17 protein-coding genes are annotated in these 21242 nt (G+C 73.3%); 9 read left to right on the top strand and 8 right to left on the bottom strand.

The genetic code is table 11. The annotated features are described in order from the left end of the window. From AFE02nite_RS07145 to AFE02nite_RS07120, 6 genes are all read left to right on the top strand, one after another. The coding region (locus tag AFE02nite_RS07145; RefSeq protein WP_146819338.1) for an endo-1,4-beta-xylanase at positions 1-4232 on the top strand (4232 nt) is incomplete at its 5' end. Positions 4233-4586: 354 nt separating this feature from the next. Then, entirely contained in the window at positions 4587-7631 is a 3045-nt protein-coding gene (locus tag AFE02nite_RS07140) for an endo-1,4-beta-xylanase (RefSeq protein WP_052113745.1), read from the top strand. Beyond that, complete coding sequence (locus AFE02nite_RS07135) at positions 7632-8579, top strand: sugar-binding protein (protein WP_146819337.1); 948 nt, start codon at positions 7632-7634, stop codon at positions 8577-8579. A 154-nt stretch (positions 8580-8733) separates the two neighbouring features. Next, complete coding sequence (locus AFE02nite_RS07130; protein ID WP_034246841.1) at positions 8734-9558, top strand: Bax inhibitor-1/YccA family protein; 825 nt, start codon at positions 8734-8736, stop codon at positions 9556-9558. A gap of 92 nt (positions 9559-9650) precedes the next feature. Continuing rightward, positions 9651-11057 carry a cystathionine beta-synthase gene (locus AFE02nite_RS07125; protein WP_034246843.1) on the top strand — a complete coding sequence of 469 codons (1407 nt, stop codon included), beginning with the start codon at positions 9651-9653 and terminating at the stop codon, positions 11055-11057. A 48-nt stretch (positions 11058-11105) separates the two neighbouring features. Continuing rightward, positions 11106-12098 (top strand): acetylxylan esterase, encoded by a 993-nt coding sequence (locus AFE02nite_RS07120; protein WP_034246845.1) that lies wholly within the window; start codon positions 11106-11108, stop codon positions 12096-12098. Between the two features lie 15 nt (positions 12099-12113). Here the strand turns inward: AFE02nite_RS07120 and AFE02nite_RS07115 are convergent, their stop codons facing one another. Further along, positions 12114-12701: a TetR-like C-terminal domain-containing protein gene (locus AFE02nite_RS07115; protein WP_261765521.1), complete on the bottom strand. Its 588-nt coding sequence runs from the start codon at positions 12699-12701 to the stop codon at positions 12114-12116. A 22-nt stretch (positions 12702-12723) separates the two neighbouring features. Continuing rightward, positions 12724-13569, bottom strand: coding sequence for an alpha/beta fold hydrolase (locus AFE02nite_RS07110; RefSeq protein ID WP_034246067.1), 846 nt, complete (start codon positions 13567-13569; stop codon positions 12724-12726). Between the two features lie 213 nt (positions 13570-13782). Between AFE02nite_RS07110 and AFE02nite_RS07105 the strand changes: the two genes are divergently transcribed. Continuing rightward, a complete protein-coding gene (locus tag AFE02nite_RS07105) occupies positions 13783-14184 on the top strand; it encodes an FKBP-type peptidyl-prolyl cis-trans isomerase (protein ID WP_034246070.1) in 402 nt (133 codons plus the stop codon). A 90-nt stretch (positions 14185-14274) separates the two neighbouring features. Here AFE02nite_RS07105 and AFE02nite_RS07100 read toward each other — a convergent pair whose 3' ends face one another. The 3 genes from AFE02nite_RS07100 to AFE02nite_RS07090 form a co-directional block, all read right to left on the bottom strand. Continuing rightward, positions 14275-15291: a glycoside hydrolase family 43 protein gene (locus AFE02nite_RS07100; protein WP_052113667.1), complete on the bottom strand. Its 1017-nt coding sequence runs from the start codon at positions 15289-15291 to the stop codon at positions 14275-14277. Positions 15292-15438: 147 nt separating this feature from the next. Then, the gene (locus AFE02nite_RS07095; RefSeq protein ID WP_034246073.1) at positions 15439-16125 is read right to left on the bottom strand and encodes a response regulator; all 687 of its coding nucleotides are present in this window, start codon (positions 16123-16125) and stop codon (positions 15439-15441) included. Further along, complete coding sequence (locus AFE02nite_RS07090; RefSeq protein ID WP_052113668.1) at positions 16122-17486, bottom strand: sensor histidine kinase; 1365 nt, start codon at positions 17484-17486, stop codon at positions 16122-16124. Before AFE02nite_RS07090 ends, AFE02nite_RS07095 begins: the two co-directional genes overlap by 4 nt. Before the next feature lie 54 nt (positions 17487-17540). Here AFE02nite_RS07090 and AFE02nite_RS07085 point away from each other — a divergent pair, with 54 nt between their 5' ends. Continuing rightward, on the top strand, positions 17541-17852 hold the full coding sequence (locus AFE02nite_RS07085) for an ArsR/SmtB family transcription factor (protein WP_034246075.1): 312 nt from the start codon (positions 17541-17543) through the stop codon (positions 17850-17852). Beyond that, the gene (locus tag AFE02nite_RS07080) at positions 17849-18301 is read left to right on the top strand and encodes an SRPBCC family protein (protein WP_052113669.1); all 453 of its coding nucleotides are present in this window, start codon (positions 17849-17851) and stop codon (positions 18299-18301) included. Before AFE02nite_RS07085 ends, AFE02nite_RS07080 begins: the two co-directional genes overlap by 4 nt. Positions 18302-18414: 113 nt before the next feature. Here AFE02nite_RS07080 and AFE02nite_RS07075 read toward each other — a convergent pair whose 3' ends face one another. The 3 genes from AFE02nite_RS07075 to msrA form a co-directional block, all read right to left on the bottom strand. Next, positions 18415-19275, bottom strand: a complete 861-nt coding sequence (locus tag AFE02nite_RS07075) for an ABC transporter permease subunit (protein ID WP_034246076.1) — start codon at positions 19273-19275, stop codon at positions 18415-18417. After that, positions 19272-20246, bottom strand: coding sequence for an ABC transporter ATP-binding protein (locus AFE02nite_RS07070; RefSeq protein ID WP_034246078.1), 975 nt, complete (start codon positions 20244-20246; stop codon positions 19272-19274). Before AFE02nite_RS07070 ends, AFE02nite_RS07075 begins: the two co-directional genes overlap by 4 nt. A 175-nt stretch (positions 20247-20421) precedes the next feature. Next, entirely contained in the window at positions 20422-21084 is a 663-nt protein-coding gene (gene msrA / locus AFE02nite_RS07065; RefSeq protein ID WP_034246081.1) for a peptide-methionine (S)-S-oxide reductase MsrA, read from the bottom strand. Positions 21085-21242 lie beyond the last annotated feature (158 nt).

Below are 21242 nucleotides of genomic sequence, written 5' to 3'. Positions count from 1 at the left end.
GCCCGGCCGGCCTCACCGCCGCCGAGCTCTACATCGAGGCCTCCGACGCGACCGCGTCCTTCCTCGTCGACGACGTCCTGATCACCGCGCCCGTCGCGGAGCCCACGATCCAGACGGTGCTGTCGAGCACGTTCGACACGGCTGACTACTCGCCGTGGTTCGGTCGGGGCATCGGTGGCACGGTGCTCGCGCAGGAGACCGCGGAAGCGCGGACCGGTGCGGGCAGCCTCTCGGTGACCGGGCGGACGGGCAACTGGCACGGGCCCGCGACGAACGTGTCGGCGCTGTTCACGGCGGGCACGACCTACACGATCTCGGCGTGGGTGAAGCTGCCGGACGGTGCCAGCGGCACCACCGACATGAAGTTCACCGTCGCCGAACAGCCCGAGAACTACCAGCAGGTCAACACGGCCGTCCCGGTCGGGGCGACCGACTGGGTCGAGCTGCGGGGCACCTACACGCGCCCGGCCGGCCTCACCGCCGCCGAGCTCTACATCGAGGCCTCCGACGCGACCGCGTCCTTCCTCGTCGACGACGTCCTGATCACCGCGCCCGGTTCCGCCGGCGGCGACGACTGGACGCCCGACCTGACCGACTTCGTGCCGGGCGGCGCCGTCGGCGCCGCCGCGACTCCGGTCACGACGGCTCGCGGTGACGGGAACGTCGCCGCCCTGACCTTCGACGACGGCCCCAACCCGGGCGAGACCGAGGCCCTGCTGGACTTCCTGGCCGACGAGGGCATCACCGCCACATTCTGCATCATCGGGCAGAACGTCCAGGCGCCGGGGGGCGCGGCGGTCCTGCAGCGGATCGTCGCCGAGGGCCACACCCTGTGCAACCACACGACGGGCTACGGCACCGTCGACACCCTGACGAAGGCGCAGGTGGAGACCGAGCTCAAGGCGAACCTCCAGATCATCCGCGACGCCCTGGGTGACCCGACCTACCCCGTGCCGTACTACCGCGCTCCCAACGGCCTGTGGGGCCAGAGCGCACAGGTGGCCGTCGCCCTCGGCATGCAGCCGCTCGGCGTGGTCAACACCATCGAGGACTGGGCGACGCAGGACGCCGCCACGCTGGCCACCAACCTGCGTGCGGCCATGAAGCCCGGGCAGATCGTCCTGGCGCACGACGGCGGCGGCGACCGCACCGGCACCATCGCGGCCGTCGTCGAGGTGGTCACCGAGCGGCTGGCCGCCGGCTGGACCTTCGGCCTCCCCGAGGGTGGGGTGCCGGCCGGGCTGCGCATGCAGTTCGACTTCGAGGACGGCCTGCAGGGCTGGGTGGCTCGGGCCTCGCAGGGCACCCCGACCGTCGACGTGACCGACGCCGACGCCCACGGCGGCGACCAGGCCGCGATCGTCACCGAGCGCGGTGGCCAGGGCGACGGTCTGCTGTACGACTTCAGCGGCATGCTCGAGACGGGCGTGGAGTACGAGATCAGCGCGTGGGTGAAGCTCGCCCCGGGCGAGAGCGCCGACGACATCGTGCTGAGCATCCAGACCGCCGAGAGCGGTGACGGCGCCTTCTCGAACATCGACCGGCTCACCGGCGTGACCGACGGCGAGTGGGTCGAGCTGCGGACGTCGCACACGTTCGCCGGCACGGACATGGCCCGGATCTACTTCGAGACCCCGTGGGTCAGCGCGGACGACCCGGGCACGACGACGTCGTTCATGGTCGACGACATCTCGATCGCGTCCGTCGACGCGACGCAGATCGAGGACCTCCCGTCGATCTTCGCCGAGTACGCCGACGACTTCCCGATCGGTGTGGCGATCGACTCGCGCGAGACCGTCGGGTCGCCGGCGGAGCTCACGCTGCGGCACTTCAACCAGCTCACGGCCGAGAACCACATGAAGGTCGAGTCCTGGTACGACGAGAACCGCAACTTCCGGATGCACCCGCAGGCGATCGCGATGATGGACTTCGCGCGCGACAACGACCTGCGTGTGTACGGCCACGTGCTGCTGTGGCACTCCCAGACGCCGGACTGGTTCTTCCAGGACGACGAGGGTCGGCAGCTGACGAACAGCCCCGAGGACCAGGCCTTCCTGGCCGACCGCCTCGAGACGCACATCGACAACGTGGCAGCGGCCATCGTCGCCCGGTACGGGGAGTTCGGCAGCGACACCAACCCGATGGTCGCCTGGGACGTCGTCAACGAGGTCGTCAACGACCAGCCGAGCGCTGCGACCGACGGGCTCCGCAACAGCCCCTGGTACCAGATCATGGGTGAGGGCTACATCGACCTCGCCTTCGAGCTGGCGAACGAGGCGTTCAACGGCACCTACGCCGCCGACGGCGTCGACCACCCGGTCACGCTGTTCATCAACGACTACAACACCGAGCAGTCCGGCAAGCAGAACCGGTACTACGCCCTCGTCAACCGCCTGCTCGACCGGGGTGTGCCGATCGACGGCGTGGGTCACCAGTTCCACGTGTCGCTCTCGATGCCGGTGGAGAACCTCGGCGGTGCGCTCGACCGGTTCGCGGACCTGCCCCTGGTGCAGGCCGTGACCGAGCTCGACGTCACGGTGGGCAGCAGCCCGACGGACGCGCTGCTCGTGGAGCAGGGCTACTACTTCCGCGACGCGTTCCGGGCCTTCCGCCAGCACGCCGAGGACCTCTTCTCGGTGACCATCTGGGGTCTGACGGACACCCGGAGCTGGCGGTCGGAGCAGGCGCCGCTCGTGTTCACGGGCAGCCTGCGTGCCAAGCCCGCCTACCACGGGATCATGGACGCCGACCTGCCGCCGCAGATCCGGACGGCGAACGTCTTCGCCGGCGACGTGGCCGTCACCGCGACGGCCACCCGCTCGCCGGAGTGGGGGCGGCTCCCGCTCCTGCCGCTCGGTGACGCCGGGGTGTTCGCGCTGCGCTGGGCCGCCGACCACCTCACCGCCTACGTGAGCGTCGACGACGCCACGAACGACGGGGCCGACGACGTGCTCGCCTTCGAGTACGGCGACGACACCCTGACGTTCGCCCGCAACGGCACCGGGGACCTCTCCGGCACCGTCGTCGAGCGCACGGGCGGCTACGACGTCGTCGTCCACCTGCCGGGGACGTTCACCCAGGGCCAGCAGCTCGGACTGGACGTGCGGGCCACCGACGGCGCCACGGAGTCCGAGAACGGGTGGAACACCCCGGGCGCGCTCGGCACGCTGACGCTCGTCGAGGCGCTGTCGTACACCGCCGTGGCGGAGGCGCCGACGGCGCCGACGATCGACGGCGAGGTCGACGGCGTCTGGTCCCTGTCGGAGGTGCTCACCACGGGCAAGCTCACGACCGGGACGTCCGACGGCGCGGCGACCGCCGAGGTCCGGACGCTGTGGAACGGGGACGGCTCGACGCTCTACGTGCTCATGGACGTCACCGACCCCGAGCTCCGGGCGACGGCCTCGGACCCGTGGGAGCAGGACTCGGTCGAGATCTACATCGACCGCGGCAACTACAAGAACGGCTCCTACCGGTACGACGACAACCAGATCCGCATCGACTTCGAGGGCGAGATCTCGTTCGGTTCGGGTGACGAGGCGTTCCAGGCCGACCAGGTCGACTACGACGTCGCGCTCACCGAGGGCGGGTACGTCGTCGAGGCCGCGATCAACCTGCTCGAGTACGGCGGCGCGCGGACGTTCCACGGCGTCGACTTCCAGGTGAACGACGCCACCCAGACGACGCGGAACATCCACAACTGGGCCGACCCGACCGGGCTCGGGTACCAGAGCACGGCGCGCTGGGGCGTCGCTCAGCTGGTGCCCGCGGCCACGCCGACGATCGCCCTGGGGCTGTCGGAGGTCAAGGCCGGCGGCACCGTGCCCGTCACGCTCGCCGGGTTCCAGCCCGGGGAGCAGGTCGAGCTCCACCTGGCCACGTCGGGGCTGGTGGCGCCGGGTGTCGCCCTCGCGGCGGCCCCGGGGGGCGCGCGTCTCGGTTCGCTCGTGATCGGTGCGGACGGCACCGGGCGGGGGACGCTCACCGTCCCGGCGACCGTGGTCGCGGGGTCGTACTGGCTGAACGTGCAGGTCGACGGGTCGGTGCTCGCGAGCGCGCAGCTCCGGGTGCTCGCCGCCGACCCGGCCGCGCCGGGCGGCGGCACGGGCGGCCAGCTCCCGCGCACGGGCTCGGAGGCGTTGGGCCTGGTCCTGACGGCTCTGCTGCTGATGGCGCTGGGCGCGGGCCTGGTCGCGACGCGGCGACCGCTCCGCAGGGGGCTCGTGGCCTGAGCGCGAGCATCGCGCCGGCGTGAGCGCCCGCCGCGCGTGAGGTGATGGCGGTCGTCAGCGGCCGTCGGACAGCGGCCCCGGGACCCTGCGTCCCGGGGCCGCTGCCGTCCCGCCATGCGAGCGGGAACGTCCCGGATCTCAGACGCCGGCAGTGAGCGTGCCGCGTGACGTGGCGAGATGCGTTCTGCAGAAATGTGTCGAATGGGTGCCGAAACTATCGCCCGATCGGGTGGTACGGTGCGTCTCATTTTCGGCAGGTCCCGCATTTCGAGAAATGTCTGACAAGGTCACCTATACCGCTCAGGAGTCCCCTACCGTGTGGCCATCGGCACTGCCACACGCAAAGGGGCGACCATGCGGCACTCCCGTTCCATCCGAGCCGTCACAGCAGCCGTCGCGGCCGCTGCGGCCGGTCTGATCTCGGCAGTCACGGCGCTGCCCGTCACCGCGGCGGACACCATCGTGATCAGCAGCGACTTCGAGGACGGCGCCGCCGCCCCCTGGCAGGCGCGCGGGTCGACGATCGCGGTCGTCGACACGGACGCGCACGGTGGCACGCACTCCCTGAGCGTGACCGGCCGGACGGCCGACTGGCAGGGCGTGCAGACCGACGTCGTCGGCCTCGTCACGCCCGGCCAGACGCTCACGGTGTCCGGGTGGGTCAAGCTCCAGGGCGAGGGCAGCACCACCGCCAAGTTCACCGTCAACGAGACGACGTCGAGCGCGTACACGCAGGTCACCGAGCCCGTCACGGTCGACGGGACGGCCTGGGTCGAGATGACCGGCACGTACACCGTCCCCTCCGGTGAGGCCGGCCTGATCCTGTACGTCGAGGCCGCGGAGCCGACGGCGAGCTTCCTGCTCGACGACCTCACGGTGACCGCCGCCGGCGCGCAGCCTGGGACCGTCACGGTCACGGGCGTGGACTTCGACGACGAGACCCTCGGCGACTGGACGACCAGTGGCAGCCCTGACCTCACCTACGTCGACGCCGACGGCGGCAAGGCGCTGAGCATCACCCGCGGCGCGGACTTCGACGGGATCCAGTCGCCGACCGGGCTGCTGGAGCCGGGCGTCGTCTACACGTTCTCGATGCGCGCCAAGCTGCCCGACAACTCGCCGCTCGACTCGAGCCAGATCCGCTTCGTCGTGGCGCCGGCCTACACCTGGGTCGCGAACACGACGATCACGAAGGACGGGTGGAGCGAGGTCACGGGCACCTACACCGTGCCGGCCGACACCGCCGACCCCACCACGCTGCAGGTGTACCTGGGGACCACGGACCAGGCGGTGGGCGACTACGTCATCCTCGTCGACGACGTCCTCATCACCAGGCCGACCGGCGGCGGCGGGGCCCCCGTCGACCTGCGGTTCGACTTCGAGGACGGGCTCCAGGGCTGGCAGGCGCGCGACGCGCAGGGCACGCCCACGGTCGCCGTGACCGACACCGAGGCCCACGGCGGCGCGCAGGCCGCTCTCGTCAGCGACCGCGCCGGTCAGGGCGACGGCATCGCGCTCGACGTCACCGACGTCTTCGAGCCGGGCGTGACCTACGACATCAGCGCCTGGGTGAAGATGGCGGCCGGCGAGGAGCCGGACGGTCTCTGGCTCTCCGTGCAGCGCGTGACCGAGGGCGCCAGCGCGTTCGACACCGTCGGGCAGTTCTCCGGCATCGGCTCGACGGAGTGGACGCAGGTCACCGCCAGCTACACGATGGCGAGCGCCGACACGGCCCTGCTGTACTTCGAGACCCCCTGGGTGAGCGAGACGGACCCGGGCACCACGACGCCGTTCCTCGTCGACGACATCACGATCCGGTCCCAGGACGCCCCGGTGGTCCAGGACCTGCTGCCGATCAAGGACACCGTCGACTTCCCGCTCGGCGTGGCCGTCGACAGCCGCGAGACCACCGGCTCCTCCGCCGAGCTCACGCTGCGGCACTTCGACCAGCTCACGGCCGAGAACCACATGAAGGTCGAGGCGTGGTACGACGACGCCCGCACGTTCCGGATGCACCCGGAGGCCATCACCGTCATGGACTTCGCGCAGGAGAACGACCTGCGGATGTACGGGCACGTGCTCGTGTGGCACAGCCAGACGCCTGACTGGTTCTTCCAGGACGACGAGGGCGCTCCGTTGACGGACAGCGAGGCGGACCAGCAGGTGCTCCGCGACCGGCTCCGGACCCACATCTTCAACGTCGCGCAGGCCATCTCCGACCGCTACGGCGCCTTCGGCAGCGACACGAACCCGCTCGTGGCCTGGGACGTCGTGAACGAGGTCGTCTCCGACAGCGCCGAGTTCTCCGACGGGCTGCGGCGCAGCGAGTGGCACCGGATCCTCGGCGAGGAGTTCATCGACCTCGCGTTCACGTACGCGAACGAGGCCTTCAACGGCGAGTACGCGGCCGAGGGAGCCTCGCACCCGGTGCAGCTGTTCATCAACGACTACAACACCGAGCAGAGCGGCAAGCAGGACCGGTACTTCGCGCTGGTCAGCCGGCTGCTCGAGCGCGGCGTCCCGGTAGACGGCGTCGGGCACCAGTTCCACGTCAGCCTGTCCACGCCGGTCGCCTCGCTGGCCGCAGCGCTCGACCGCTTCGCCACGCTCCCCGTGGTCCAGGCCGTGACCGAGCTCGACGTCACCGTCGGGTCGCCGGTGACCCAGGCGAACCTCGTCGAGCAGGGCTACTACTACCGCGACGCCTTCCGGATCTTCCGGGAGTTCCACGCGGCCACGGGTGACCTCTTCTCGGCCACCCTCTGGGGCCTGCAGGACGCGCGGAGCTGGCGCTCCGAGCAGGCGCCGCTCGTCTTCGACGGCCGGCTCCAGGCCAAGCCGGCCTACGACGGCGCCGTGGACGGCGAGCTGCCGGCCCGGCTCCAGGCCGAGCTCTCGTTCCAGGGCTCGGTGCCGCTGGACGACGCCGCGGCCGGCTCGCCCGAGTGGCAGCGCCTGCCGCTGCACGCGGTCGAGGACGTCGCGCGGTTCCAGACGCGCTGGGAGGCCGATCACCTGACCGTCCTCGCGCAGGTCACCGACCCGACCGTCGACGCGACGGACGGCCTGACCTTCGCCGTGGGGGACGCGACGTACGCCATCGGGCGGGACGGTGCCGGCGACGTGGCGGGCCTCGTCGCCGAGACGGAGGCGGGCTGGTCCGCCGTCGTGCACCTGCCGCTGACGGACGCGGCGCAGGGCGACGACCTCTCCTTCGACCTGCGGGTCACCGACGGCGAGGTGACCACCGGGTGGAACGCCCCGGGCGTGCTCGGCACGCTCACCCTGGTCGAGCCGCTGTCGTTCGTGCAGGTGGCGGAGGCCCCGGAGGCGCCCGTCGTCGACGGCGCGGTCGACGAGGCCTGGGCGCTGGCGAACGCCGTGACGACCGACACCTAGATCGAGGGGACCGCGGAGGGTGCGGCGACCGCCCAGGTCCGCACGCTGTGGAGCGGCGACGGCAGCACGCTGTACGTGCTGGCCGAGGTCACGGACGACCAGATCGACCTGACGCCCTCGAACCCGTGGGAGAAGGACTCCGTCGAGATCTTCGTCGACGCCGGGAACGTCCGGAACGGGCCTTACCGCTACGACGACACGCAGATCCGGATCAACGCCGAGAACGTCGTGTCGTTCGGCACGGGCGACGAGACCTACCAGCAGAACCGGCTCACCAGCGCCACCGCGCTGACCGACACGGGATACGTCGTGGAGGCGGCGATCAGCCTGCTCGAGGCGGGCGGGCCGGGGACCTTCCACGGCCTGGACTTCCAGGTGAACGACGGCACCGACGGCGCGCGGACCTCCGTGCGCACCTGGGCCGACCCGACCGGGCTGGGCTACCAGAGCACGGCGCGCTGGGGCGTCGCGCAGCTGACGCCCGCGCCGTTCGTGCCCGACCCCGACGTCGCGGTGCGCCCGCTCGTCGCCAAGGCCGGCTCGCCGATCACCGTCGACGTCTCCGGTTACCTGCCGGGGAGCACGGTGGCCCTCCGGCTGGACCCGGAGATCGTCCTCGGCCACGCCCGTCCCGTCGAGCTGGGCCAGGTCACCGTGGACGACTCGGGCGCCCGCAGCGCGCAGGTCACCATCCCGCGCGGCACCAAGCTGGGCGTGTACTCGGTCGTCGGCACCTCGGGCGACCTCGTCGCCGAGGACTGGCTGCTCGTCGTGCCGAAGCCGGCGCTGCCGGGCGGGCCGGGTCACGGTCAGGGGCCTGGTCACGGCCCCGGTCACGGGCCCGGCAGTCACGGGCCTGGTCACGGGCCCGGCGGTCACGGGCCTGGTCACGGGCCGGCTCCCGCGCCCGGGCACGGTCCTGGCCACGGTCGGGCGAGCTGGATCTGACGGTGGCCGACGGCGCCCCGGGTCCTCGTGGCCCGGGGCGCCGCGGTGCCCGTCGTGAGTCGTGGGAGTGATCGGGAACCCGGCGACCCCGCCCGGCGTTGCTTAGGATGGCGACACGTCCCAGCCGTCGCACGACGGCCCGACAGGAGGCACAGTGAGCAACCCCGTCTTCTCCAACAGCCAGGTCTTCGGCCAGCGCCGCGGCGCCGCGCCGGTGGCCTACGGCCAGGCGGGGGGCGTGGCCGCGGATGCCGCGACCCTCGAGCAGATGTACAGCGCGCCCACCGCGACGACCCGCGACACGGGGCGCATGACGTACGACGACGTGATCGTCAAGACCGGCGGCCTGCTGCTGCTCCTCATCGTCGTCGCGGCGGCCACGTGGCAGCTCGCGCCCGGGATCTGGCCGATCGGCATGGTCGTCGGTCTCGTGCTGGGCCTGGTCAACTCGTTCAAGCGGGAGCCGAGCCCCGCGCTCATCGTCGCCTACACGGTCGCGGAGGGCGTCTTCCTCGGGGGCGTGAGCCTGGCCTTCCAGACGATGACGCTCGACACGTCCACCGGCAACGCCCAGCCGATCGTGCTGCAGGCGATCCTCGGCACGTTCGCGACGTTCGGGGCGGCGCTCTTCCTGTACAAGTCCGGGCGGGTGCGCGTGACGCCCAAGTTCACGCGCTTCCTCCTCATCGCGCTCGTCGGCTACGCGCTGTTCTCGCTGGTGAACTTCGGCCTGTCGTTCTTCATGGCGAGCGACGGCTTCGGCCCGCTGCGCAACGGCGCCATGGGCATCGGCGTCGGGCTCCTCGCCGTCGGCCTCGCGGCGATGTCGCTCATCATGGACTTCGACGCGATCGAGCGCGGGGTCCGGCAGGGCGCCCCGGCCCGCTTCGCGTGGACCGCGGCCTTCGGGCTCGTGGTCACGCTGGTGTGGCTGTACCTGGAGATCCTGCGCCTGCTCGCGATGTTCAACCGCAACTAGCTCGTCCCACGGACCGCCCGGGAGCCGCGAGGCCCCGGGCGGTTCCGTTTCGCCGCCACCGCCGGTCCCAGAACGACCCGAGAAGGAGTCCCGTGCGCTACGCCGAGCACATCACCGAGCTGGTCGGCGGTACGCCGCTGGTGCGCCTGACGTCGGTCACGCAGGGCCTGAGCGCCACCGTGCTGGCCAAGGTCGAGTACCTCAACCCGGGCGGGTCCGTGAAGGACCGGATCGCGCTGCGGATGATCGAGGCGGCCGAGGCGAGCGGCGAGCTGCGGCCCGGCGGCGTGATCGTCGAACCGACCAGCGGCAACACGGGCGTCGGGCTGGCGCTCGTCGCCCAGCGCCGTGGCTACCGCTGCATCTTCGTGTGCCCGGACAAGGTCTCCCAGGACAAGATCGACGTGCTGCGTGCCTACGGCGCGGAGGTCGTGGTGACGCCGACGGCCGTCGCCCCCGAGCACCCCGACTCCTACTACTCGGTCTCCGACCGGCTCATGCGCGAGACGCCCGGGGCCTGGAAGCCGGACCAGTACTCCAACCCGAACGGCCCGGCGAGCCACTACGCCACGACCGGCCCGGAGATCTGGGCCGACACGGACGGTCTGGTCACGCACTTCGTGGCGGGCGCGGGCACCGGCGGCACCATCAGCGGGGCGGGCCGGTACCTCAAGGAGGCCAGCGCGGACCGCGCGGCCGACGGCGGTGGCGTCGTGCGCGTCATCGGCGCCGACCCGGCGGGCTCGGTCTACTCCGGTGGCGACGGCCGGCCGTACCTGGTCGAGGGCGTCGGCGAGGACTTCTGGCCGACGGCCTACGACCCGGCGGTGCCCGACGAGGTGGTCCCCGTCACGGACGCGGAGTCGTTCGAGATGACCCGCCGCCTCGCGCGCGAGGAGGGCCTGCTGGTCGGCGGCTCGTCGGGCATGGCGGTCGTGGCCGCGCTGCAGGTCGCGCGGCGCCTGCAGGAGGAGGACCCGGCGGCGGCCGCCCGCGCCGTGGTCGTCGTGGTCCTGCCCGACGGCGGGCGCGGCTACCTGTCGAAGATCTTCAACGACCACTGGATGCGGTCCTACGGATTCCTGCACGACGACGCGCACGCCGTCGTCGGCGACGTGCTCAGGGCCAAGACCGGCGGCATGCCCGCGCTCGTGCACGCGCACCCCACGGACACGGTGCGCGACGTCGTCGACATCCTGCGCGAGTACGGCGTCTCCCAGCTGCCGGTCGTGAAGGCCGAGCCGCCCGTGAAGTCGGGGGAGGTGGCCGGCTCCGTCAGCGAGCGGGCGCTGCTCGACGAGATCTTCGCCGGGACTGCCCAGCTGGCGGACGCCGTCGGGAAGCACATGGGCCCGCCGCTGCCGCTCATCGGCATCGGCGAGGACGTCGAGGCGGCGCGCGTCGCGCTGCAGCGCGCCGACGCGCTCATGGTCGTCGCCGACGGCGAGCCGGTCGGCGTCCTGACGCGACACGACCTGCTGGGCTTCCTCGCGCGCTGAGGTCGGTGGGAGGATCGAACCGATCCGACACCACGCGAGGAGGCCCCCGTGCCGTTGTACGACCTGCCCGTCGACCAGCTGCGGACGTACCGCCCGGACGTCGCGGAGCCCGAGGACTTCGACGAGTTCTGGGCCGGCACGCTCGACGACGCGCGGCGCCACCCGCTCGGTCTCCAGGTCCTCCCGGTCGCCTCCGGCCTGCGCACGGTCGAGGTGTTCGACGTGACGTTCGCGGGCTTCGGCGGGCACCCCATCAAGGCCTGGTACACGCGCCCGGCCGGGGTCGCGGGCGACCTGCCCGTCGTCGTGCAGTACCAGGCCTACGGCGGCGGGCGCGGGCTGGCGCACGAGCGGACCCTGTGGGCGAACGCCGGCTACGCATACCTGTTCATGGAGCCCCGCGGCCAGGGCAGCACCTGGGGCAACGGTGGACAGACCCCCGACCCGGTGGGCAACGGGCCGGCGCGCCCCGGGTCGATGACGCGCGGCATCCTCGACCCCCGCGAGCACTACTACCGGCGCCTGTTCACCGACGGCGTCCGGGCGGTCGAGGCGGCGCGCGCGCTGCCGGGGGTGGACGGCTCTCGGGTGATCGTCACCGGCATCAGCCAGGGCGGCGGCGTCACGCTCGCGGTCGCCGGGCTCGTGCCCGACCTCGTGGGCGTGATGGCGGACGTGCCCTTCCTGTGCCACATCCGGCGCGGGGCGGAGATCAGCCCGCAGGACCCGTACCTCGAGGTCGCGGGCTACCTGGCCGTGCAGCGGAACCACGTGGAGCAGGCGTTCCGCACGCTCTCCTACATCGACGCGGTGAACTTCGCCCGCCGCGCGAACGCGCCGGCGCTCGTCTCGGTGGGGCTCATGGACCAGATCTGCCCGCCGTCGACCGTCTACGCGGCGGTCAACCACTACGGCTCCCGCTCCGGCGGTCCGCGGCCGGACGTGGACGTCGTGGAGTACCCGTTCAACGACCACGAGGGCGGCGATGCGCACCAGCAGGCGCGCCAGCTCGCCTGGGTGGCGGAGCGGTTCGGCGCCTGACGGCGGAGCTGGCGGTCAGGCGCCCTCCTCGGCGACCCCCAGGCCGGAGACGAGGACCTCGAGCAGGAGCCCGAAGCTCCGCTCCAGGTCCTCGGGCAGGGCGAACCCGCCGTGCAGCTCCAGGTCCACGAAGCCGTGGATGGCCGCTCGGACGACGCGCACGACGTGCACCCCTGTCTCCTCCGTGTCGGTGCCGGCCGCGGCCGACTGTGCGGTGACGGCGCCGCGCAGGGCCTCGGTCAGGACGACGACGACGCGCCGCGACGCGGTGGACAGCCGCGCGTCGGGCAGGTCGCCGAGGCTCGGCGCCGCCTGCACGGCCGCGTACCGCGCCGGGTAGGCCAGCGCGTAGGCGCGGACCGCGCGTCCGGCGGCGCGCAGGGCCTCCGCCGGCGAGCGGACCGCCACGGAGCCCGCCAGCGCCTCCGCGAACTCGGTGGCGGCCCGCCAGGCGAGCTCGCGACGCAGGTCGACCAGGCCGTCGACGTGCTTGTACAGGCTCGGCACCGCGACGCCGGCGCGCGCGGCGACGGCCGCGAGCGTGAGCCCGTCGAACCCGCCCGGGCCGGCCTCGTCGGCGACGGCCTGGGCGAGGTCGACCACCGCGGCCCGGTTGAGCCCTGCCCTAGGCACGGACCTGGGCCAGGTGGGCGAGGAGGGCGGGCACGACGACGTCGGGCCGCTGGGCGTGCGGGTAGTGGCCCGCCTCCGGGACGAGCAGCCCCTCGACCGACGCGGCGCGGGCCTGGAGGCGGCTGACCGCGGTCGCGAGCTCGGCCGCCGGGTCCGTGAACTCGGGGTCGAGCGCGCCGTGCAGCACGAGCGTCGGGGCGACGACCTCCTCCAGCGGCACCGGGTGGTGGCTGGTGACCAGGGCGCGGGCGAGCCGGCCGAAGGAGACCAGGTGGGCGCCGTCGCGCAGCGAGGCCCGCACGGCGCGGACGTGCTCGTCGAACCAGTCCGCGCGCCGGCCCTTGTGCAGCGACCGGTAGTACGCCGTCCAGAAGCCGGCGCCGATCGGGCGGCGGATGGCCTGGGTCATGATCCGGGCGATCAGCGTCGCGACGCTCCCGCCGCCGGTCAGGTGCGGGCTGACGAGGACGAGGGAGCGGACCAGCTCCGGGCGGCGGGCCGCGACGACCGCCGCGGCGCCCGCGCTGACGGAGTGGCCCAGGAGCACGACGGGCACCCCGAGGTGCTGGACGAGGGCTTCGAGGTCGCGCGCGATGGCCAGCACGTCGTAGCTCTCGAACGTGGTGTCCGACTCGCCGTGCCCGCGCAGGTCGGCCGTCACCACGCGGGCGCCGCTCGCCCGCAGCGGCCCGACGACGTCACGGAACACCCCGCGGAGGTCACCCATGCCGGGGGAGAGGACCACGGTCGGCGCGTCCGTGGGAGCGCCCGCCGGCTCGAGGACGGTGTAGGCGATGCGACCGGTGCGGCGGTCGAGGTACTGGATCTCGGTGGTCATGACACCTAGGCTAATGCCATTAGCCACCGTGTCAAGCCTGGGAAACCGGTGCCGTGCTGAGCTGCCGCGGCGCTCGTCCGCAGCGGCACGCAGCGGGCGCCCGGCGGCGCACGGTTCGTCAGGTGCCCGACCACCCGGCAGGATGGGGGAGGCCCGCGAGGGTCCCGCGGCGCGGCGCCTCGCCCGTCGCGTGAGTCGACCGAGAGGTGTCTCATGCTCCCCACGGCGTCCGGTTCCTTCGGGGACAAGCCCGTCATCACGTTCCCCGACACGCCGGCCCCGGCGGACCTCGGCGTCGAGCCCCTGGTCCTCGGCGAGGGCGACGTCGTCGAGGCGGGCGACGAGATCGAGGTGAACTACCTCGGCCAGGTCTGGGGCGGCCGGGTGTTCGACAACTCCTACGACCGCGGGGCGCCCGTGCGCTTCCCGATCGGCGTGGGCGCGGTCATCCAGGGCTGGGACGAGGCGCTCGTCGGCGCCAGCGTCGGCAGCCGCGTGCTCATCTCGATCCCGCCGGACCTCGGCTACGGCCCGGCGGGCATGCCGCGCGCGGGCATCGGCGGCACCGACACGCTCGTCTTCGTGGTCGACGTCCTGGGCACGCACCGCCGCTGACCCGCGCTCGAGCTCGGCACACGCACGAGCTCGGCACACGCACGAGGGCCGTGGGTGGTGGCACCACCCACGGCCCTCGGTGCTCGTCCGTCAGGGCTCGATCGTGACGATCTCGCCGTCCGCGGTGTAGTCCAGCGGTGCCACCTTCACCGACCGCATGTGGTGCACCCCGCCCGACGCGAGGGCGTCGTGGTAGAAGAGCCACCAGCGGCCGGCCGCCTCCACGATGGAGTGCTGCGTCGTCCACCCCACGACGGGCGTCAGCACGACGCCGCGGTAGGTGTAGGGGCCGTAGAGGTCGTCGGCGGTCCCGTAGCAGATGAGGTGGCTGTCGCCGGTCGACCAGGACAGGTAGTAACGGCCGTCGTACTTGTGCACCCAGCAGCCCTCGAAGAAGCGGCGCGGGTCACCCTCCGTGAGCGGCTCACCGTCCTCGTCGACGATGACGACCTCGCGCGAGGGCTCGGCGAGGGCGGTGAGCTCCGGCGTCAGCCGCGCGACGCGCGGGCCGAGTGCGGGCTCGCCGACCGCCGGGACGCCGTTCGCCGGGTCGGCGACGTCGTCGCGGTAACGCTGGAGCTGGCCGCCCCAGAGCCCGCCCCAGAACAGGTAGTGGGTGCCGTCGTCGTCGGCGAACGCCGTCGGGTCCATCGAGTACGTCCCGGCGATGGGCTCGGGCTCGGCGACGAACGGACCCTCCGGGTGGTCGGCGATCGCGACGCCGATGCGGAAGACCCCGTCGGGGTCCTTCGCCGGGAAGAACAGGTAGTACTTGCCGTTCGCGGCTGCGGCGTCGGGTGCCCACATGTGACCGGCGGCCCACGGGACGTCGTCGACGTGCAGCAGCGGCCCCAGGTCACGAGCCGCGCCGTCGGGCGCGTCCCAGGTCAGCAGGTGGTAGTCGACCATGCCACCGAAGTGGCCGCCCTCGTCGTCGAAGGGCAGGCCGGCGTCCTGGTCGTGGGACACGTAGACGTACAGGCGCCCGTCGAAGACGTGGGCAGAGGGGTCGGCCGCGAACAGGTCGGGGACGAGGGGCTCGCGAACGCTGCTCGTTCCCTCGGCGGTCGGCAGCGCACCGCCCTCGGGCGTGGAGATGTCGGACATGATTCACCTTGATCGGCTCGGACGGTGCGGTGGCGCTCGTACCGCGGGGCCGCCCCCAAGGATAGGGGGATGCCGGGCACGGGGGCCGGGACCCGTGCCGGGGCGCGCAGACGTCAGTGCAGCCCGGACGTCAGTGCAGCGCAGACGTCAGTGCAGCCCGGGGCCGACGAGACCGGCCTGGTAGCACAGGACGACCGCCTGGACGCGGTCGCGCACCCCGAGCTTGGCCAGGATGCGGCCGACGTGGGTCTTGACCGTGGCCTCCGACAGGAACATCCGCTCGGCGATCTCGGCGTTCGACAGCCCCTCGGCGACCGCGCCGAGCACCTCGCGCTCGCGCGCGGTGAGCTCGGCGAGCCGCGGGTCCACACCGCCCGCCTCGGCGTCCGCACCCGCGGCGTCGGCGGGCAGCCGGTCCGCGAACATCTCGAGCATGCGCCGCGTGACGCGCGGGGAGACGACGGCGTCGCCCGAGGCGACCGAGCGGATGGCCGCCACGAGCTCGGCGGGCTTGGCGTCCTTGAGCAGGAAGCCGCTCGCGCCCGCGCGCAGCGCCGCGAACGCGTACTCGTCCAGGTCGAACGTCGTGAGGATGAGGACACGCGTGCCGGGGTGCTCGGCGACGATGCGCTCGGTCGCGTCGATGCCGTTCATCCCGGGCATCCGGACGTCCATGAGCACCACGTCCGGCCGCAGCGCGACCACCTGGTCCAGCGCGCTGCGCCCGTCTGCCGCCTCGCCGACCACCTCCAGGTCGGTCTCGCCCTCGAGCACGAGCCGGAAGCCCATGCGCAGCAGGGCCTGGTCGTCGACGAGCAGGACTGTCGTGGTCATGACGCCTCCTGGGGCCAGGGGATCGATGCGTGCACGCGCCAGCCGCCCGCGGCGGGACCCGCCTCGACGGTGCCGCCGTAGAGGGCCGCGCGCTCGCGCATGCCGATGAGACCGCGGCCGGTTCCCGGCGACGGCGGGACGGCGAGGGTTGCGCCGTGGTCGAGCACCGTCACCTCGACGGCGGCCGGGTGCCGGTGCACGCCGACCTCCACCGCCTGGGTGCCGGGCGCGTGCCGCAGGGTGTTGGTCAGCGCCTCCTGCACGATCCGGTAGACGGCCAGCCGCAGGTTGGCGTCCTCGGGCAGGCGCGCGTCGAGGACCGCGCGCACGGGCAGCCCGGCCGTACGGAACCGCTCGACGAGCTCGTCCAGGTCGGACCCCGGCTGCGGGACGAGGGGCGCGGCGTCGGCCGCGTCGGCGTCGGGGTCGGTGTCGAGCACCCCGAGGACGCGGCGCATGTCGGCCAGGGCGGCGCGCCCGGTGCCGGACAGCTCGTCGAGCGCCGCGCGTGCCCGGTCGGGGGAGCGCTCGAGGGCGACGCCGGCGCCGTCGGCCAGCGCGATCATCACGGACAGGCTGTGCGCGACGACGTCGTGCATCTCGCGCGCGATGCGCGAGCGCTCGGCCGCCCGCGCCAGCTGCGCCTGCTGGTCCCGGTCGCGGGCGAGCGCGTTGGCGCGCTCGACGAGGTCGGCGACGTGCAGGCGGCGGTTGCGCACGCTGATGCCGATGGCGAGCGCGACGAGGAAGGTGATGGCGAGGGCGACCACCGACGCGACGCGGTCGGACTCGGCGAAGGCGCTGGTGCGCCCCGCCATCGTGCCGTCGAAGGTGGGGACGAGGTAGATGGCGCCCGCGGTCGCGGCCAGCGTCGCGGCCAGCGTGCACCAGGCGACCCAGAGGGGGCGCGCGGCGGCGACGGCGTAGATCGTGAAGGCGACGGCCATCTCCGTCGTCGTGGCGCCGCCGGTGAGGAAGACGCTCGCGCAGAAGAGGAAGGTCTCGCCCGCGGCGACGAGGAGCGGGCGGCGGCGGCGCCAGAACAGCAGGGCGGTCGCCGCGACCGTGAGCGCGAGGTAGCTGGTGACGAAGCTGTCGTTCGCGGGCTGTGCGTCGGCGACCGCGCCGAGCAGCGCCGGCGCCACGAAGACGGCCATGACCAGCACGTCCATGGCGACCGGGTGCCGGACGAAGTAGCGGCGGACCGGGCCCAGGCGGCGCGCGGACAGCTCGGTGAACGGCGCGGCTTCGGGGGCGGTCGTCGGGGCGGCGGGTGCGGCGGGCGGCGGCCCCGCCTGGGCGACGGCCGGTCCGACCGTGGCGTCGGCGGCGGCACGCCCTCGCGTCGACCGTGCACTCACGGGGGTCAGCCTCTCACTCTGGCGAGATACTTAACCGTCTGGTTAAGTATCTCCATGCCGTTGGATGACACGCTCGGAGCGCTGGCCGACCCCACGCGCCGCGCCGTCGTCGAGCGGCTCGCGCGTGGTGACGCCACCGTCGGCACGCTCGCCCGGCCGTACCCCATGTCGCTGCCGGCGTTCAGCAAGCACCTGACGGTGCTGGTGGACGCGGGTCTCGTGCGGCGCAGCAAGGTCGGCCGCACCGTCGTGTGCTCGCTCGAGCCCGCAGCCCTCGACGACGTCGCCGCCTGGGTCGCGGAGACGACCGCCTTCTGGCACGCAGCCATCGACCGGCTCGAGCACGTCCTGGAGGAGGACACATGACCGGAGCCCCGACCGGAGCGCAGGCCGACCGGGCGCGCGTGCCGCAGGCACGCGTCGAGCGCACCCTGGCCGCCCCGCCCGAGCGCGTCTTCGCGGCGTGGACCGACCCGGCGGTCCTGCGCCGCTGGTTCTGCCCCAACCCGGACCTGGCGCTCGACGTCGAGGCGGAGGCCAGGGTCGGCGGGCGGTACCGCGTCGACATGGGCGAAGGTCGCTTCGTCGCCGAGGGCGAGTACACCGAGCTCGTCCCCGGCCGCGTGGTCGCCTTCACCTGGCGCTGGACGACGTCGGACGTCGTGAGCGCGGTGCGCGTCGAGCTGAGCCCGACGCCCGAGGGTGGGACCCGGCTCGTGCTGGTCCACACGGGCCTCGCGGACGCCGACGACGCCCAGGGCCACCGCGAGGGCTGGGAGCTCAGTCTCGCCCGCCTCGAGGCGCTCGACGCCTGACGCGGCGAGCGGGGCCATGGGGCTCCGGTCCGCGGCGGGACACCGGGTCGCCGGGCCCGCGGCGCCGCTCGTGGAGCGGTCGCGCGGGCCCGGCGCCCCGTGCACCGTCATGCTCAGGCGTCCCTCCTACGCAGGAGCACGGCGGCGAGCACCAGGAGGACGGCGACCCAGGTCAGCAGGACCCCGAAGCCCTGCCACGGGCCGAGGTCGACCCCGACGGAGGCCGCGTTCAGCGCGTCGACGTTCGCCTGGGTCATGACGAGCCGGCTGCCCGCGTTGGAGGGCAGCAGCGGCTCGAGGCGGTCGAAGAAGGCCAGCGGGATCGCGGCCACGACCTGCTCGACGACGAGGAGCAGACCCAGCACGATGCCGAGCGCGCCCGGCGAGCTGCGCACGAGGGCGCCGATCGCGAAGCCGAGGAGGGCGATGCCGGCGACGTAGAGCGGCATGCCGCCGAGCAGCCGCAGCGTCTCGCCGTCGGACAGGTCGAGCGTGACGCCGAGCCCGTCGTGGAACGGCATCCCGGCGATCGTGGCGGTCACGACGCCGACGAGGGTGGTGAGCGCCGCGACGACCGCGAGGACGATCGCCTTGGCCGCCAGCGCCGGGATCCGGCGCGGCACCGCGACGACGGTGGAGCGGATCTGGCCAGTGGAGTACTCGCCCGTGATGGTCAGCACGCCGAGGACGGCGAGGACCAGCTGCGCGAAGTAGCCGCCCGGGCCGATGAGCTCGGCGGCGGAGAGCTCGCCGGCCACCGGGTCGGTGCTGCCGCCCCAGGCCACGAGTGCCGTCGTGCCGGTCATCAGGACGATCGCGATGCCGAGCGACCAGACCGTGGAGCGCAGGCTCCAGGTCTTGATCCACTCCGACCGCAGGACGCCCGGGAACGTGAGGCCCCGGACGGGTCGGGCGGCGCTCCGGCCGGGCACGGCGGCGACGGAGCCGCTCGGGTCGAGCGTGGCGGCGGTCATCGGGCCGCTCCTTCCATGGGTGCGGGGGCTGCGTGGGCGGGGACACCGTTGACGGCGGGGCCTGGCAGGCCGCCGGAGTGGTACTCGACGTCGTCGGCGGTGAGCTGCAGGTAGGCGTCCTCGAGGGAGCCGGTGAGCGGGGTGAGCTCGTGCAGGACGACGCCGGCGCGGGCGGCCGCCTCGCCGATGGCGGGGGCGGTCGTCCCCGTGACCTCCAGCAGCCCTGACTCGACGGACGCGACCTCGACGTCGGGCGCGCGCAGCGCCTCGGCGAGCGCGGCGGCGTCGGGCGTGCGGACGCGCACCATCGAGCCCGCGGCCCGGCGCAGGATCTCGCTCACGGGTGCGTCCGCGATGACACGGCCGCGGCCGAGCACGATGATGTGGTCCGCCGTCTGGGCCATCTCGCTCATGAGGTGCGAGGACAGGAACACGGTGCGGCCCTGCGCGGCGAGGTAGCGGACGAGGGTGCGGATCCACAGGACGCCCTCGGGGTCGAGCCCGTTGACCGGCTCGTCGAGGATGAGGGTCTGCGGGTCGCCGAGCAGCGCCGCCGCGACGCCGAGCCGCTGGCCCATGCCGAGCGAGAAGCCGCCGACCCGCTTGTTAGCGACCGAGCCGAGCCCGGTGAGGTCGATCACCTCCTCGACGCGGGCCCGGCCGATGCCGTGCGTGGCGGCCAGCGCGCGCAGGTGGCTGCGGGCCGAGCGGCCGCGGTGGACCGCCTTGGCGTCGAGCAGGACGCCGACCTCGTGCAGAGGGGCGGCGTGCTCGGCGTAGGGCTTGCCGTTGACGGTGACGGTGCCGGCGGTGGGCCGGTCCAGGCCGACCACCATGCGCATCGTCGTGGACTTCCCGGCACCGTTCGGGCCGAGGAAGCCGGTGACCTGGCCCGGCGCGACGGTGAAGGTCGCGTGGTCCAGGGCGGTCGTCGAGCCGTACCGCTTGGTCAGGCCGATGGCCTCGATCATGGGTCTCCTCCTTCTGACGCCGACGACGCTAGGTCGCGGCGGGGGAGGAGCGGGACGCCCGCGCGGCCGATCTTCGGCGGGCGTGCGACTACGCCGGGAGGATGACCGGGTCATCCTCCCGGCGGGTCGTCAGCCGGGTTCGCGCGCGTCGTCGGCCGGGTCGTCGGCCGGGTCGTCAGGCGGTGGGCAGCGGGCAGGCGACGCCGGTGGAGTGCACCGGGCAGTAGCCGTGCGGGACCTTGTGCAGGTACTGCTGGTGGTAGGCCTCGGCGTAGTAGAACGGGCCGGCCGCGTCCGGCCCGGGCTCGCCGTCCGCCGGCCGGATCTCGGTCGTGACGGCCCCGTAGCCGTGCCGCGCGAGCTCGGCGGCGTACAGCTCACGGGTGGCGTGGGCGGCCGCCTCCTGCTCGGGCGTCGTGACGTAGATCGCCGACCGGTACTGCGTGCCGACGTCGTTGCCCTGCCGGTAGCCCTGGGTGGGGTCGTGCAGCATCCAGAACGTCGCGAGCAGCTCGGTCGTGGGCAGCACCTGGGGGTCGTAGGCGACCAGCACCGTCTCGGCGTGGCCGGTCAGGCCCGTGCAGACCTCCTCGTACGTGGGGTAGGCGGTGTAGCCGCCCTGGTAGCCGGCCGCCGTCGCGACGACGCCCGGCGTCTGCCAGAACTCCTTCTCCGCGCCCCAGAAGCAGCCGAGCGCGAGGCCGATGACCTCGGTGCCCTCGGGCCAGGGCCCGGCGAGCGGGGTGCCCAGCACGGCGTGCGTGGCGGGGACGACGAACGGGGAGGACGCGCGGCCGGTCAGGGCGCGGTCGGGGGTCACCATCTGGGTGCGGGACATGGGGCCTCCTTGGGTGGCACGCACCCCGTCCAACACCCGGTGGCGGGTGGGGTGTTCCCACGCTCGCTCCGCACCCCGGACCGCGCGCAGGCTCGGGGGGCCGCCCGGGCGCGAGTGCCTCTAGCCTGAGCGCGTGAGCGACATCCACGAGAGCCCCG

The organism is Actinotalea fermentans (genome assembly GCF_007991475.1).
Taxonomy (GTDB): domain Bacteria; phylum Actinomycetota; class Actinomycetes; order Actinomycetales; family Cellulomonadaceae; genus Actinotalea; species Actinotalea fermentans.
This window is presented reverse-complemented; position numbering and strand designations above follow the sequence as displayed.

Bases quoted from the DNA above. Each gene is read 5' to 3' on its own strand.
- AFE02nite_RS07140 (WP_052113745.1), top strand. From the start codon at position 4,587: ATGCGGCACTCCCGTTCCATCCGAGCCGTCACAGCAGCCGTCGCGGCC.
- AFE02nite_RS07110 (WP_034246067.1), bottom strand. From the start codon at position 13,569: ATGACCACCGAGATCCAGTACCTCGACCGCCGCACCGGTCGCATCGCC.
- AFE02nite_RS07105 (WP_034246070.1), top strand. From the start codon at position 13,783: ATGCTCCCCACGGCGTCCGGTTCCTTCGGGGACAAGCCCGTCATCACG.
- AFE02nite_RS07100 (WP_052113667.1), bottom strand. From the start codon at position 15,291: ATGTCCGACATCTCCACGCCCGAGGGCGGTGCGCTGCCGACCGCCGAG.
- AFE02nite_RS07095 (WP_034246073.1), bottom strand. From the start codon at position 16,125: ATGACCACGACAGTCCTGCTCGTCGACGACCAGGCCCTGCTGCGCATG.
- AFE02nite_RS07085 (WP_034246075.1), top strand. From the start codon at position 17,541: ATGCCGTTGGATGACACGCTCGGAGCGCTGGCCGACCCCACGCGCCGC.
- AFE02nite_RS07080 (WP_052113669.1), top strand. From the start codon at position 17,849: ATGACCGGAGCCCCGACCGGAGCGCAGGCCGACCGGGCGCGCGTGCCG.
- AFE02nite_RS07075 (WP_034246076.1), bottom strand. From the start codon at position 19,275: ATGACCGCCGCCACGCTCGACCCGAGCGGCTCCGTCGCCGCCGTGCCC.
- AFE02nite_RS07070 (WP_034246078.1), bottom strand. From the start codon at position 20,246: ATGATCGAGGCCATCGGCCTGACCAAGCGGTACGGCTCGACGACCGCC.
- msrA (WP_034246081.1), bottom strand. From the start codon at position 21,084: ATGTCCCGCACCCAGATGGTGACCCCCGACCGCGCCCTGACCGGCCGC.